Source organism: Streptomyces sp. CB01373, from assembly GCF_002803075.1.
In the GTDB taxonomy this organism is placed as follows: Bacteria; Actinomycetota; Actinomycetes; order Streptomycetales; family Streptomycetaceae; genus Streptomyces.
Window position 1 is genome coordinate 54,679 of the sequence record NZ_NNBK01000015.1, and the last position, 13,693, is coordinate 68,371.

17 protein-coding genes and 1 pseudogene are annotated in these 13,693 nt (G+C 70.2%); 6 read left to right on the top strand and 12 right to left on the bottom strand.

The window, feature by feature from the left end; all coding sequences use genetic code 11:
* The first annotated feature begins 102 nt into the window (after positions 1-102).
* Positions 103-1,077, top strand: coding sequence for a quinone oxidoreductase family protein (locus CG719_RS24360; protein ID WP_100570822.1), 975 nt, complete (start codon positions 103-105; stop codon positions 1,075-1,077).
* A gap of 38 nt (positions 1,078-1,115) precedes the next feature.
* Positions 1,116-1,901 carry an MIP/aquaporin family protein gene (locus tag CG719_RS24365; RefSeq protein ID WP_100570823.1) on the top strand — a complete coding sequence of 262 codons (786 nt, stop codon included), beginning with the start codon at positions 1,116-1,118 and terminating at the stop codon, positions 1,899-1,901.
* A 189-nt stretch (positions 1,902-2,090) separates the two neighbouring features.
* Here CG719_RS24365 and CG719_RS24370 read toward each other — a convergent pair whose 3' ends face one another.
* Positions 2,091-2,633: a carbonic anhydrase gene (locus CG719_RS24370; protein WP_100570824.1), complete on the bottom strand. Its 543-nt coding sequence runs from the start codon at positions 2,631-2,633 to the stop codon at positions 2,091-2,093.
* 541 nt (positions 2,634-3,174) lie between these two features.
* The gene (locus tag CG719_RS24375; protein ID WP_100570825.1) at positions 3,175-4,515 is read right to left on the bottom strand and encodes a hypothetical protein; all 1,341 of its coding nucleotides are present in this window, start codon (positions 4,513-4,515) and stop codon (positions 3,175-3,177) included.
* Positions 4,516-4,824: 309 nt separating this feature from the next.
* Between CG719_RS24375 and CG719_RS24385 the strand changes: the two genes are divergently transcribed.
* A complete protein-coding gene (locus CG719_RS24385) occupies positions 4,825-5,103 on the top strand; it encodes a hypothetical protein (RefSeq protein ID WP_100570827.1) in 279 nt (92 codons plus the stop codon).
* Positions 5,104-5,259: 156 nt separating this feature from the next.
* Here the strand turns inward: CG719_RS24385 and CG719_RS24390 are convergent, their stop codons facing one another.
* From CG719_RS24390 to CG719_RS35495, 4 genes are all read right to left on the bottom strand, one after another.
* Positions 5,260-5,598, bottom strand: a complete 339-nt coding sequence (locus tag CG719_RS24390; RefSeq protein WP_100570828.1) for a sulfurtransferase TusA family protein — start codon at positions 5,596-5,598, stop codon at positions 5,260-5,262.
* The gene (locus CG719_RS24395) at positions 5,595-6,782 is read right to left on the bottom strand and encodes a cysteine desulfurase family protein (protein ID WP_234375744.1); all 1,188 of its coding nucleotides are present in this window, start codon (positions 6,780-6,782) and stop codon (positions 5,595-5,597) included. Before CG719_RS24395 ends, CG719_RS24390 begins: the two co-directional genes overlap by 4 nt.
* Positions 6,779-7,468: an ArsR/SmtB family transcription factor gene (locus tag CG719_RS24400; protein ID WP_234375745.1), complete on the bottom strand. Its 690-nt coding sequence runs from the start codon at positions 7,466-7,468 to the stop codon at positions 6,779-6,781. Before CG719_RS24400 ends, CG719_RS24395 begins: the two co-directional genes overlap by 4 nt.
* A gap of 117 nt (positions 7,469-7,585) precedes the next feature.
* Complete coding sequence (locus tag CG719_RS35495) at positions 7,586-7,897, bottom strand: hypothetical protein (protein WP_159024947.1); 312 nt, start codon at positions 7,895-7,897, stop codon at positions 7,586-7,588.
* A gap of 71 nt (positions 7,898-7,968) precedes the next feature.
* On the opposite strand from CG719_RS35495, the gene CG719_RS24410 reads away from it, so the two are divergent.
* The gene (locus CG719_RS24410; RefSeq protein WP_100570832.1) at positions 7,969-8,379 is read left to right on the top strand and encodes a nuclear transport factor 2 family protein; all 411 of its coding nucleotides are present in this window, start codon (positions 7,969-7,971) and stop codon (positions 8,377-8,379) included.
* Between the two features lie 160 nt (positions 8,380-8,539).
* Positions 8,540-9,457 (top strand): NmrA family NAD(P)-binding protein, encoded by a 918-nt coding sequence (locus CG719_RS24415; protein WP_100570833.1) that lies wholly within the window; start codon positions 8,540-8,542, stop codon positions 9,455-9,457.
* 105 nt (positions 9,458-9,562) lie between these two features.
* On the opposite strand, the gene CG719_RS24420 is transcribed toward CG719_RS24415, so the two are convergent.
* Positions 9,563-10,045 (bottom strand): MarR family winged helix-turn-helix transcriptional regulator, encoded by a 483-nt coding sequence (locus tag CG719_RS24420; RefSeq protein WP_100570834.1) that lies wholly within the window; start codon positions 10,043-10,045, stop codon positions 9,563-9,565.
* Between the two features lie 212 nt (positions 10,046-10,257).
* On the opposite strand from CG719_RS24420, the gene CG719_RS24425 reads away from it, so the two are divergent.
* On the top strand, positions 10,258-10,884 hold the full coding sequence (locus CG719_RS24425) for an isochorismatase family protein (RefSeq protein ID WP_100570835.1): 627 nt from the start codon (positions 10,258-10,260) through the stop codon (positions 10,882-10,884).
* Positions 10,885-10,923: 39 nt separating this feature from the next.
* Here CG719_RS24425 and CG719_RS24430 read toward each other — a convergent pair whose 3' ends face one another.
* The 5 genes and pseudogenes from CG719_RS24430 to CG719_RS35930 form a co-directional block, all read right to left on the bottom strand.
* Complete coding sequence (locus tag CG719_RS24430) at positions 10,924-11,607, bottom strand: glyoxalase (protein WP_199836761.1); 684 nt, start codon at positions 11,605-11,607, stop codon at positions 10,924-10,926.
* A complete protein-coding gene (locus CG719_RS24435) occupies positions 11,607-12,125 on the bottom strand; it encodes a helix-turn-helix transcriptional regulator (RefSeq protein WP_100570837.1) in 519 nt (172 codons plus the stop codon). Before CG719_RS24435 ends, CG719_RS24430 begins: the two co-directional genes overlap by 1 nt.
* A gap of 152 nt (positions 12,126-12,277) precedes the next feature.
* The gene (locus CG719_RS24440; protein WP_100570838.1) at positions 12,278-12,688 is read right to left on the bottom strand and encodes a VOC family protein; all 411 of its coding nucleotides are present in this window, start codon (positions 12,686-12,688) and stop codon (positions 12,278-12,280) included.
* Positions 12,685-13,125: pseudogene (locus CG719_RS24445) on the bottom strand (PP2C family protein-serine/threonine phosphatase); the annotation flags it as partial. The pseudogene CG719_RS24445 and the gene CG719_RS24440, both read right to left, overlap by 4 nt.
* Positions 13,126-13,374: 249 nt before the next feature.
* Entirely contained in the window at positions 13,375-13,578 is a 204-nt protein-coding gene (locus CG719_RS35930) for a hypothetical protein (protein ID WP_199836762.1), read from the bottom strand.
* Positions 13,579-13,693 lie beyond the last annotated feature (115 nt).

Consider the following 13,693-nt stretch of genomic DNA (forward strand, 5'->3'; position numbering starts at 1 on the left):
AAACTGTCGTTGGACGCGATGAGGGAGCTGCGTGATGCTCGGTGGTGTGGGGGCTGTCACACGGCGGGCGGATGGCCCGTCCCGGCTCAGAAAGGTGCCGTCATGCGTGCTCTGCGTTTCGACCGCTTCGGCGATCCCCACGTCCTGGGCCTGGCCGAGATGCCCGACCCCGTAGCGGGGGACGGTGAGGCCGTCGTAGCCGTCAAGGCTGCCTCGGTGAACCCGTCGGACCTGAAGAACGTCGCCGGTCAGATGGAGGGAACGACTCTTCCTCGTATCCCCGGGCGCGACTTCGCCGGCGTTGTCGTCGACGGGCCGCACGATTGGGTCGGCGTCGAGGTCTGGGGCACTGGCGGGGATGTCGGGTTCACCCGCGACGGCTCACATGCGCAGATGCTCACTGTTCCGGCGGCGGCGCTGGCCCGCAAGCCCGAGCGGCTGAGCTTCGAGGAGGCTTCGGCCGTGGGGGTCAACTTCGTCACCGGCTGGCTCGGCGCCGTCGAGGCCGCCCAACTGGCCAAGGACGAGATCATCGCCGTCTTCGGCGTCTCCGGCGGAGTCGGCGGCGCCGTCGCCCAGATCGCCCACGCCCTTGGAGCCCGGGTGATCGGCGTGGACCGGGTCCACCCCGCCGACGGTACCCCCGCCGCATCGATCATCAAGGAGTTCGTCGCGCTCGACGGCAGTGCGCGGGACACCGCCTCGGAGATCAAGCGGCTCACCGCAGGCAGGGGTGCCGATGTGGTGTACGACGCAGTCGGTGGCGTCACCACGCCGGCGGCGCTGGCCTCGCTGGCCCGCCGGGGCCGACTCGTGGTGATCAGCGCCGTGGGCACGCGGACCGTGGAGATCGACCTGGTCGAGCTGTACCGCGACGAGATCCGGGTCTTCGGGTGCAACAGCGGGCACTACGACGTCGTCGAGTCGGGCGCGAGGCTCCAACGACTCGCCCCGTTCTTCGACTCCGGAGAGTTCCGCCCCCTGCCCATCGCCAACCGCTACGGCCTGGAGAACGGCCAGGACGCCTACCTCGCGGTGGAGAACCGGATACGAGGCCGCGTCGTCATCTGCCCCTGACCCCCAGCTCCCGCACACCTCAGGCAGGGCTCACCATCATGGACCAGACCGCCGGACCATACGGCCCCCCGGCCGGTCCGGTCACTTGGCGGACGCTGACCCGAGGCAGCGCCCTGGAATGCCTGCTGGCCACCGCGCTGCTCTTCGGCGTCACCACGATCGTGCGCTGGGTCGCCGGGCCCTCACCCGTCTCGGCGGCGATCCCGAGAGCCCATGAGGAACTGCTGGTCATCGGTGCGTGTGTGGGCGTGCTACTGGCCGGGCTCATCCTCAGCCCGGCGGGGAAGGCCTCGGGCGGACACATCAACCCCGCCATCTCCATCGCCATGTGGCGCTTCGGGCTCTTCCCGGGCGCCGCGGTCGCGCCCTACATCGCGGCCCAGCTCGTCGGCTCCCTTCTCGGCACATTCGCGGGCCTCGCCACGTGGGGCCCCGTCGTGGGCAGGCCGCCGATCGAGGACACGTCACTCCAACCCGGTCTCGGCTGGTCCGCCGGGGCGCTGTTCGCGGCGGAGACCGTCTCGATGAGCATCATCGTGCTTCTCGTCGGGCTCTTTGTAGCGGTGCCCAAACTGGCGCCGCTGGTCCCATGGCTCGTCGGACTCCTGATCGGAACGGCGATCGCACTGCTGGGGACGACGACGGGCGGTTCGGTCAACCCCGCCCGCCAGTTCGGACCGGCCGTCGCCGCAGACCGACTGGACTACCTCTGGGTCTACCTGCTGGCCCCGATGGTGGGCGCCCTCCTGGCAGCTTCGCTCCGCAATGCCCTCCTTCACCGGCGGGCAGGAAGGACGCGTGGGCGCACCGCTGAATCAGGGTGATGGCTCTTGTCAGCCGCGACCGGGCCGCCGCTCGGTGGGTCACACCTCGGCGAGGCAGAGTCCACGCAGCATGCCGAGTTCGTTGCTGCTTCCCCAGCGACAGCGATGCCCCGGCATCCGGTGTTGGGCTCAGTTGCTGCCCGCCTCGTCGCCGGCCGGGACTGACTGCCGGCGACGACCGGGGCCTGCTCAGCCGGGCTGCACGACGGTGGTGATCTTCCCGGTCCCGAGGTCATAGGCGTAGCCGCCGATCTTGATGTGGCCGATGGCCGACGCGAGCTCCGGTGCCGCGCGCAGCTTCGCGACGTCCTTCTGGACCGTCTTTGACGGCTCCAGGACGGCCATCTCCAAGGAGGTCTGGTCGTCCCAGCCGCCGCGGGCGGCGTAGCCGGCGCGCAGATCGTCGTCGGCGAACAACCCAGAACCGCAGTCGGTGTGGTGAATGACGGCGACCTCGAACCAGTCCGCGTCGGGGGTCTTGTTCTCGTGCAGGTGCACGATCCAGGCGAGGTCCTTGATGACCGCCGGAGTCACGCGGCCACCGACATTACGTGCGACGATCGCTTCTCCGAGCCGGACGCCGAGCACAGCCGCGGGCTCCACACGCGGATCGATGCAGATGATCAGGTACAGCTGCTTGAAGGGGATGAACGGGACCTGGGGGACATCGGCCTGGGCACCGGCGGCCGCGAAAGCCTGGTTGCGCTCCAGGTACGGGGTGAAGTTCGACATGGCTGATCCCTTCAGGAGCGGTGGCAGCCTGAGGCTGTGAGACCGGCATCGCATGCGTGCCGTCGATCTCCGCGATGCGCGAGCCGGCCCGCTCGGCCAGGCACCGCACAGCGAGCCGTCCTTAGCGCCACCATCGCCCACGAGCGGAACATGCGCCAGGCGGGCTCGCCCGGCAAGAGGGAGCCGAGCACCGCCCGCCTGAAGTCCCAGCGCGAACGACCGCCGCGCGATCAGCCACACCGGACCTGGACGTGGGATCGTGGCCGGCTGCGTGGTCGGGCCGGCCGTGGTGGCAGGGGGCGGGCCGAATCCCTCCTTGCGCGCCTCGAGCATGACCCGCGAGTCAACCGCTGAAGAAGCCCCCCGAGGTGGCGCAGCCCCTCGCGTGAGATCGACTCCAGGGGCTTCACCGACCAGGTCAGCGGGATTTTCCGCGAACTGGCGATCGACGGCCGGAAGATCGTGAAGGGGGTGGCGCGTCGCGCGGAGAAGACCCGCGCGACGCGCTGAGAGAAGGTGCCTTCCGGGGCGCTGGTGGGCGCTAGTTCACGGTGAGGACGGCCGTGTTGTTCGTCAGGTCCGGGTCGTGGCGGAACTCGCCGAACGGGGGATGGATGCTGACCTCACCTGTCGCTGAGGGCACCACCGTGTCGATCCGGAGCTTGAAGGCGAAGGATTGCTCCGTGTTCTCCAGCACCCAGTACGGCAGCCGGCAGTCGTAGCGCGGGGCGCCCGTACGGCCCTGGTAGTAGGCGTCGCCGGACAGGGTTCGCGGAATGCAACTCTCCGGCACGCCCGTGACCGTGGTGCCGGGCGGAACGATCAGCCGGAGCACGGCGACCGGATCCCCGGAGACCAGGTTGCCCAGCCAGCCGGGCCCGTTGTTCTTGAAGGTGAGCGACGCGGTGACCGTCTCGCCCGCGGCGCCCGTGACCGCCGCGCCGGTCACCGAGAAGTCGGCGGTGCTGTCGGCACCGATCTGCAGCGCCACGTAGTCGTCGTAGCCCCCCAGGTCGGTCGCGCCGACCGGCTGCGCCCAGATGTCCACCCGCTCCTGGAGCGCGTGCCGGGTGAGCGCGACCCGCAGCGGCTCGGGCAGCTCGAAGGAGGCTCCCGGGGCCAGATCCTGATCGAAGGTGCAGTCCGCGAACGACATCGGGGCATAACCGTCCCCGCTCGACGTCGTATAGACACAGGCGTCGTACCGGTTGACGTATCGCAACTCGTACGAGGCCATCACCCTGATGGTGAAGCCGTGCGCGGTCTCGTTGCCGTAGTTGGTGACCGTGAACGGAAGCGTCTGCGTGCTGCCCGGCAGGACGTGCTCGATGTCGCCGCCGGCCGCGATTCCGAGGTCGGGTCCCGACGCGACCGTGACCGTGGTGCTGTCCCGGTGGGCGGTGAGCGTACCTGCCAGGCCGGCGGTGGCTGTCGCCTTGAAGGTGATACGGCCCCGCGCCCCGACGGCCGCCCCGTCAGCCGCACGGACCTTCAGATGGACCTCGCCGCCGGTGTTCCCGGTCACTGGCACCTCGGACACCTCGCACACCGCGGTAGCGCCACTCGGTGTGCAGTTGTCCGGCCAGGTGATCTCGGCGACCCCGGCGAGACCGGAAGCGTCCACCGTGAGCCGGCCATCGGTCACCGCGACATGGTCGTTGTCGTGGTTGAGCCTGACATCGAGCGTGCGGGTCAACGGTGTTCCGCCGTCGATGCCGAGCGGCAGGTTCGGGTCGTACGGAGCTGTGATCCAGAGTTGGTCGGTCTCCGGCTCGGTCTCAGCGAACGCAGGAGCAGTGGTGAGCCCCACGGCGACGAGTCCGGCAGCGAGCGTCGTGCAGGCTCCGAGCCGCAGTACGCGGCGCACGGAGTCAGCTCTCATGACATCTCCAGGTGAGAGACGGTCAGGTCACGCAGCCGACGTGGGCGCCGATCAGCGGCCCACGCCAGGCCACAACTCCCAAGACGATCAAGAAGGGTTGACGGTTGCACAACAACGCCGACCAGTGGACACAGACGTCCATCAACCCGCCGAAGCCAAGGCCGGCTGTGCTGTCGGGTTGTCGCTCCACCACACCTGCGACCAATAGAATGGTGCCCCCGCCGAGACGCTCCGTAGGGCCATCCCTCCCCTGCCGCATGAGCCCCGCGATCGAAGGGAACGCCCGACTCCCCTGAGAGACGTCTCCTTATGCTGATCGCAACCGCCGCCGTGGGCATCACGGTCTTCTGCCTCACGCTCTGCTGCTCGCTCTCTGTTGCCCGGATGCGGGACCTTCCGGCGTGGCGCAGATGCCTCCCCCTGTCCCTCTTCCTGATCGCGCTCGGCGCGAGCCTCCTGCGCGCCTTCGGTATCACCCAGATCGCCGGCGCCCTCGCCTTCCCCCTCACCCTCGCGGCCATCGTCCTGTCGCTGAGCGAGATCCGCAGCCGACGGAGCAGAAGCCGAGCAGACCTTCCCGCTGGCTGAGCGCCACCAACTGCCCACCGCAGTCACCCAGAACCAGACCCGAGAACTCGGCGCGGGCCTGGCCGGGCGCTCGTTGGGCTGCGCTCTGTTCGCCGCCGGTCACCTGTCGCCGTTCGCGGCGGACCTGCTGAGCCGGTAGCCGCACTCGGGGGGTGGTCAGGGCAGGGTGGTGTGCCAGGGAGCGTCGGGTCTGGTGCAGTGCGCGTTGGCGCTGATGCGGAGCGCGTACACCGTGTGCTCGGCCTGCTCGGTGCCGCTGGGGAGGGAGCCGAGGTACGTGTGGCCGGTCATGTGGCACCAGGCGGGCAGGTCGAGGGAGGCCGCGGGGTCGGTGGCGATGACGTGAACGAGGGTTCCGGGGGCTGCGCCGCCGATGGCGGCGCGCAGCTTCAGCAGCAGCGTGACACACAGCAGCCCGGCGCCGTCGACGGTGAGGTCCGCTTCACTGCGGAGTTCGGCCGGGAGCGGTTCGGCCGAGTGCTCGGTGGTGGTCATCGGCTGCTCGCGGTGGTTGATACGGCGCGGGTGAGGGCGTCGGCCGCAGCGGTGATGTCGTCGGCTGTGCTCCAGCGGCCGAGGGTGAGCCGGAGTGCGGCCAGCGCCCGTTCGGGGTCGTAGCCCATGGCGGTCAGGACGGGTGAGGGAGTGTGGGTGCCGCTGTGGCAGGCGGAGCCGGTGGAGGCGGCGACGGTGGGAGTCGCGGCGAGGACATCGTGTCCGCGGGTGCCGTCGATGCTGATGTTCAGCGTGTTCGGTAGCCGCCGGGCGGCCGGGCCGTTGAGGCGGAGCCGACCGGGCAGAGCGGCGGTGAGGCGGGCGTGAAGCTCGTCGCGCAGGGACTGGATGCGGGCCGGGGCACCGCCTGCGAGGTCGTCGGCGGCGAGTTGAGCGGCGGTCCCGAGGGCGACGGCGAGGGCGGTGTTCTCGGTGCCGGCGCGCAGGCCCGCTTCCTGGCTGCCGCCGTAGACAACGGGCTCCAGATCGATGCCGTCGCGGATGTAGAGGGCGGCGGCCCCCTTGGGCGCGTACATCTTGTGGCCCACGAGAGTGAGCAGGTCGGCGCCGAGATCGCGCACGTCGAGGGGGATCTTCCCGGCGGCCTGGGCGGCGTCGCAGTGGAAGAGAGCGCCGGCCCGGTGGGTGATCTCCGCCAGTTCACGGACGGGTTGGAGGGCGCCGGTCTCGTTGTTGGCGGCCATGACGGAGACCAGCACGGTGTCCTCATCGAGGGCGTCGGCGAGCGCGGCGGGGTCGAGCAGGCCCTCGTGGTCGATGGGCAGCACGGTGACGCGCGCGCCATGCAGGCGCGTGAGGGCCTGGCAGGTGGCCAGGACGGCGGGGTGCTCGGTGGCCTGGGTGATCACGTGGGGGCGGGGGTGGCGGGATGCGAGCGTGGCGCCGCGCAGGGCGAGCAGGTCGGCCTCGGAGCCGGAGGCGGTGAAGACGATCTCGCCGGCTCGGGCGCCGATGAGGCCGGCGACCTGGGCACGCGCTGCCGCGAGGGCGCGGCGGGGCTCGGCGGCGTAGGGGTGGGTGCTGGAGGGGTTGCCGAAGTGGGTGGTCAGGTAGGGGACCATGGCGTCGGCGACGCGGGGGTCCACGGGGGTGGTTGCGTTGTAGTCCAGGTAGACGGGGCCGCTGGTAAGGCCTGGGGGCGGCGGCGGGGTCTGGTGGGTCACGTCAGGGCTCCGGCGTCGACGGGCATCTCGGCCAGGCGCCATTCGAGCATGCCGTCGTTGAGGCGGATGGCGCGGCGGCCGTAGTCGCTCAGGAGGCGGACGGCGTCGTAGGCCAGGGCGCAGTATTCGCCGCGGCAGTAGACCACGACGTCGGCGTCCTCGGGGAGTTCGCCGATGCGACCGGCGAGTTCCTCGACGGGGATGCAGACGGCGCCGGGGATGTGCCCGGCCTCGTACTCCTCCAGGGGGCGCACGTCCAGCAGGACCAGCTGTCCGGCGTTCGCGCGCGCGGCCAGCTCCTGGCGGGTGACCTCCGGTTCGGCGCCGTCGCCGAGGTAGGCGTCGCGGGCGGCGGGGACGGCGGCCTGGTGGGTTTCGGCGACCTTGCGCAGCAGCGCGAGCAGCTGGGCGACGTCGTCTCCGGCGAGCCGGTAGTGGATGCGTACGCCCTCGCGACGGGTGGCGACGAACCCGGCCTGCTTGAGGGTCTGCAGGTGGGCGGAGGCGGTGGTCAGGTTCAGGCCCGCTGCCTTGGAGAGCGCGTCGACCGTGCGCTCGCCCTGGGCGAGCAGGTCGAGCAGTTCCAGGCGCTTGCCGCTGGCCAGAGCCTTCCCGCTGGCTGCGAACGCCTCGTACAGCTGCGCCTTCGACTCCTTGGACGCCATGATCCCTTCCCTTTTCTCCATGGTTCTATGGAATAGCCTACCGGGCACCCGAGGACAACCGAGCGTGACTGGACTCGACCACGCCGTCGCGGCCCTTGTTACAGAGCCGAGCGCTGCGGACTTTGCGGAGCGCCCCCTTTAAACCCTGCATACGAAGGTCGGTGCGCGGGGGCGTCTGGGGTTCGCGCCGTCGGAGGTGATGGTGGAGCGCTCCAGACCGACCAGACCGCCGACACAGACGTTGACGATCACCAGCAGCATGAACTGCAGATCCTCGGAGCGGTGTCGCCGCCCCGACGTCGAGGGGGCGGTTCTGCCATCCCGGCCGTCATCGCGGGCCTCCTGGTCGCTCCGGCCGGTCTGCTCGGGACCTTCCTCGGCTACGGCGCCGTCGTCATTGCCACCGTGACCCTCGGGCTCTTCGCGCAGTACCGCATCGGCGGACGCCACTGGCCCGGGCCGCGGGAAGCATCAACGAGACACCCCGCCTCCACAAGAACCAGACAGAGGGTGACCACCTCATGAGCACCGTCGAGGACAGCAACAAGGCCATCGTCCGCGAAGCGTTCGACGCGCTGTTCAACAAGCGGGACTACGCCGCCGCCGAGCGGTTCTGGTCCCCCGGCTACATCCAGCACAGCGCCCACATCGCACCCGGCCGTGAGGGACTCTTCGACCTCGTGCGGAGCTTCCCGGCGGAGCTGCGGCACGAATGCGAACTGATCATGGCCGAGGGGGACATGGTCATGGTGCGCGGCCGGTTCTCCGGGCACGGCCAGCCCGCCCCGTGGATCGCCGTCGACTTCCTCCGCCTCGAGAACGGTGTCCTCGCCGAGCACTGGGACGTGATCGAGGCGGAAGCCACCCGCGAGCAGTCCCTGAGCGGCCTGCCGATGTACGGCGACGAGTTCCCCGAGGAACGCCGGGCATGACCGCTTACCGAGCCGCGCACGCGCCGGTACGGCGGGAGGGCTTGCCGGCACAGGTGATCCGGAGGCCGGCAGGCAGACGCGCGGGCGACCGGCGGATTGCGAGGCCGGACAGCGGCGAGCGGACCGGACATCCCGGTTCGGAAGACAGGAGGCGATCGACATGGGCGTAGGACCCATCCTTGTCACCGGCGTCGGTGGCACGGTCGGCGGAGTCGGAAGCATGGTCCTCGACCTTGTGCGTGCGCAGGGTGTGCCGGTGCGGGCTCTGGTTCATCACGACGACGAGCGGACCTCGGCGCTGCGGACCCTGGACGGGGTGGAGGTGGTGGTCGGCGACCTCACACACGGCTCCGACGTGGTGCGGGCGCTGGCGGGCTGCCACCGCGCCTACTTCGGGATGAGCGTGTCCCCCGTCTACCTGGAGGCCGCCACCACGGTCGCGGCCGCCGTACGGGAGGGCGACGGCCTCGATCTGCTGGTGAGCATGTCGCAGATGACGGTGTCGCAGATGAGCCTCACCAGCGCCGCCGAATCCCGGCAGCAGCGACTGCACTGGCTGACCGAGCACGTCCTCGACTGGTCGGGGGCGCCGGTCGTGCACGTGCGGCCCACGGTGTTCATGGAGAATCCGCTCTTCGCCCGGGTCGCCGCCGCCTCCATCCTGCGGGACGGCACGATCCGCCTCCCGTTCGGCTCCGCCCGGACCTCTCCGGTCGCCGCGGCCGACGTGGCCGAGGTGATCGCACACCTCCTGCTCGACCCGGCCCCGCCCGCCCGCCGGGTCTACGAACTGACCGGTTCGCACTCCCGCGACATGGCAGCCATCGCCGCCGAAGTCTCCACCGCCCTGGGCCGCACCGTGACCTACGTCGACGTGCCGTACGAGGAGTGGCTGGAGAACGACCTGAAGAAGCAGGACCTGCCGCCCCACGTCTTCGATCACCTCGCCACCATGGCCCGGCTGCACCGCGAAAACCGCTACGACCGCGCCACGAACGACATCACCGAACTCCTCGGACGCCCCCCGCGGGAGTTCGACAGCGGATGCCGGTCCAGCACCTCACGGTGCCTGGAGTGAGTCCGGTGCGGGTGCCTTCGCTCGCTGCTGGGTCCCGCCGCCGGGGCCTCGCGCCGGCGAAGGCCACTCCTGGGGCACTGACGCCCAACCAGCCTCGCTGGTCGCTCAGTTGCCGTGGCTTCGTCCCGGGTCCTGGCTGTCGCGCTGGGCCCTGCGTTGGAGATCGGCCACACGTTGCAGAGCCGTCTTCAAGGCGGCGTACTCCTGCTTGCCGAGTGCCTTGGCGTGGCGTTCCTCGATCGTGCGCATGATGGCGGCGGCGGCCTCCATCTGGAGCAGGCCGCGTTCGGTGGGGCAGATCAGTTTGGCGCGGCGGTCCGCAGGGTCGGGTCTGCGTTCGACGTAGCCCAGGCGTTCGAGGTCGTCGATGAGGGAGCCGATGACCTGCTTGTGCTGTCCGGAGGCGCGGGCGAGTTCGCTGGCGCGGATGCCGTCGGCTCGCAGGTAGGCGAGGACGGCGCCGGCGCGGGGCCGGATGTCGTCGAAGCCCTGCTCGGCGAGCTCGGTGAACAGCTCCCGCTGAACGGAGAAGAGGATCCGGGCGGCGAGCACGCCGAGGTCCGGTTCCGTGGCCTGGTGCCCGGTCAACGCTGCTCCCGTCCCGGCGGCTGTCCGCCGCTCGTGCTGTGTGACCAGCGGTTCTACTCACCCGCCCAGTGGGCCCGCGACCCAGCCCCGGGGCCCTACCCGACCAGTGCTTGCGCCTCGGAGGGCCGAGGTATAGCGTCAAGTAGTCACCAAATTTGACTATCTAGTTTAGTGACCAATAAAGCTGTGGCTCAACCCTCGAGGAGCGGAAGATGAGCGAGCGCAGCAAGTTCCTGGAGCCGGTCACCCGGGAGAACACCGCCGTGGTGCTGGTCGACCACCAAGTGGGTCTTCTGTCCGGCGTCCGGGACATCCCCGTCGAGGAACTGAAGCACAACGTGGTGGCGCTGGCACGGGCGGCGACCGTGCTGGGCATGCCACTGGTCGTCACCACCACTGCAGCCGACAGCATGTGGGGGCCGACCACCCCCGAACTGGTCCAGGCGCTGCCTGCCGGACAGAAGATCATCGACCGCAGCACGGTCAACGCCTGGCACGACGACCGGGTCCACGAGGCCATCGAGACCACCGGCCGACGAAAGCTGATCTTCGCCGGGGTGTCGCTCAAGGTATGCGCGGCACTGCCCGCGATCTCCGCGACGGCAGCCGGGTACGACGCCTACGTCGCCGTGGACGCCTCCGGCACCTTCAGCCGGACCAAGCGGGAGGCCGGACTGCTGCGCATGCAGCAGGCGGGCGTCATCGTCAGCGACTACGCCACTCTCATGGTCGAGTCCCTGGCCGACAACGCCTCCCCCGAGGCCGGTCCCTGCTACGCCGCACTCGACATGCCGTTCGCCGTCCTGGTCGGCCAGATCTCCGCCGCCCACCAGGCCTAGCCCGAGGCGTCGGAGATCCTGAGGTTCCCCGGTCCGGTGTCAGAACGATGCAGCCGCTGTGGGCGCCTCGGGGGCCGGTGACGCGGCGGTCTCCCAGGTAAATCCGTCCGGATCGGTGAAAGGGTCGGCGGCGGTGCCGAGGGCGATGCGGTGGGAGCCGGTGCCGTCGTCGGAGACGCCGAGGTCCTTGGCCAGGCCGCGGCGCTTGTACAGCGCCAGCTTGACGGGGCTGGAGTCGCCGGAGGCGAACTCGGCGTACTTGCCGCCGAAGCTTCTGGCCACGGTCAGACCGCGGCCGACGTAGAACTGCTTGCTGGCCTTCACGTCCTCGACGCCGAGCAGGAGGACGACCTCGTCGATCTCGCGAGTGGCCGGGCCGGTGTCCTTCTTCGCCGAGGTCGCGACCTTCCAGATCGTCCCGTCCGGGGCCTGGACGACGCCGCCATAGCCCCACAGCGACTTCGCGGCGGGCTTCAGCACCGTGGCGCCCGCGTCGACGGCGGCGTCCAGGAAGCTGTCGACGGTGGCCGGCCCGGACACCGTGAGCGCCAGGGTGAAGCCGCGGAATCCGGTGGAGTCTGCGTCGGACGCCCGCAGGCTTACGTACGTGTCCACCCCGAAGGCGGTGTAGAAGCGGTGGGCAGCCTCGGGGTCGGCCACCTCGAGGATGACGGACGCGATGGACGTGGTGGATGCGGTGGAAGTCGTGGTTGCCATGACCATCACGCTAGGGGCTGGTCGGGAGCCGGCGCTTCTCGATTCCTGACCGGTCTTGTCACTTGCTTCGCCACGCACGCCGGCATCCCCTCCACCGTGATCGCAGAACCCCCGTCGTCGGACGCGCCCACAGCATCGGCATGACCGGCCTCCTCCGCCGCCTGGCGCCGGAAGGCCCCGGGCGGCATGCCGACGAGCTCGGTGAAGCGGGTGGTGAACGTGCCCAGCGACGCGCAGCCGACCGCGAAGCAGACATCGGTGACGCTGAGGTCACCCCGCCGCAGCAGCGCCGTCGCGCGCTCGATGCGGCGCGTCATCAGGTACGCGTACGGCGACTCACCGTAGGCGGCCCGGAACGACCGGCTCAGGTGCCCGGCGGACATGTTCACGTCCCGGGCGAGCGCCTCCACGTTCAGCGGCTGCGCGTACTCCCTGTCGATCCGGTCCCGGACACGGCGCAGCCGCGCGAGATCGGCCAGGCGCTGCGCCTGGACGCGTGCTCGCCGCCACTCGGGCTGGCACATGGGCACACTCCCCCTCTTTTCGTCTTTCATACGTCCACGAGTGCCCTGGTGCTGGCGGCCGGAAGGGCCGATACCTCGGCGCTGGGGCGCCGCCGCGTTCCTGCAGGCGGCGGCGCTGCCGGACCGTACGGCCTCATCGGCACCCGCACGACTCAGCGAAGCTCCTGGATACGGACCAGGTTGCCCGCAGGATCGCGGAAGGCACAGTCGCGGATACCGTACGGCTGCTCGGTCGGCTCCTGCACGACCTCGGTGTCCCCGGCCTGCACCCTCTCGAACGTGGCGTCGAGGTCCGGGGTGGCCAGCAGGATCCAGCCGTAGGTGCCCTTGGCCATCATCTCGGTGATGGTGCGGCGTTCATCCTCGGTGATTCCCGGGTCGGCAGCCGGCGGCGCCAGAAGGATCGACGTGTCGGGCTGACCGGCCGGGCCGACCGTGATCCAGCGCATCTTCCCCTGCCCGACGTCGCTGCGGACCTCGAAGCCGAGGACGTCTCGGTAGAAGGCGAGCGACGCATCCGGGTCGTCGTGCGGGAGGGAAGTCGCGTGAATGGTGATGTTCATGACGGCCAGATTAGAGGCGGCTCTGTGCCTGCGCTTCTCCATTCCTGATCGATATTTTGAGGGCGCAGCTGGGTGTTCCGGCTGGGTCCGAGCCATTCCAGGCAGAGCACGGTGGCGTCGTCGGCCGGCTGCCCGGCGTGGTGGTCCACTATCGCGTGCATCAAGCGTCGCATCGTCTCGGCGAATGGCAGGCCGTCCGCGTAGTGGCGGACGATGAAGTCCGTCAGGCCGTCCAGACCGAACTCAGGGCCGCAACGGTCTCGGGCCTCTGTGACGCCGTCGGTGTAGAGCACGACGCGGTCTCCGGGTTCCAGTTGCTCGCGGCAGAGGGTGGCGGGGACGTCCAGTTCGGTCCCCAGCGGGTGCGAGGGTGGACACCTCAACGTGGTGATCCACCTCCCGCCTCTGATCAGGACCGGCGCCGGGTGGCCGCGGTTGCCGCCACGATTGCCACGGCGTGGTTGGCGAAGCACAGCGGGGGCATGAGGTTCCAGCGCGATCAGCGAGGCCAGCACGGCTGCTTGCTCGGGCCCGACTCCGGGGGCGAGATCGACCCGTAGCACGCCGAGCCGCTCGGTGCCGCCCAGGATCGGCACCCACCACCGGCGCGGCTCCCCGTCGCCGCCCGGCAGGAGTTGGCTGCCGGCGAACGCCCGGCCGGCAGGGTGCCGTCGACCTCGTAGGTCTCACCCCCCGGCGCCGGCGTCGAGGCCCTGGCCCGTGACCTCCCGCAGCAGTTGCCGGCGCAGGTCCGGAAGGAAGACGCGCGCATCGCCCATCCCCGCCCGTGCCGCGTGCTTGGCCACCAGCGCGGGCAGCTGATCAAAGCCGCGTATATGGCCCTCACCGAGGATCCCGGAGAGCCATTCGTCGCCGTCCGGCAGAGCCACGCCCGCCACCTCCGTCCTTCCGGTCGTGGTGTCATGCCGCCCCACTGCTCAACCTTTCACCCGGGCCAGGCACCGCTTCCACCACAAGTCTGCTCGCGTGGTTGCAGCACTCGGG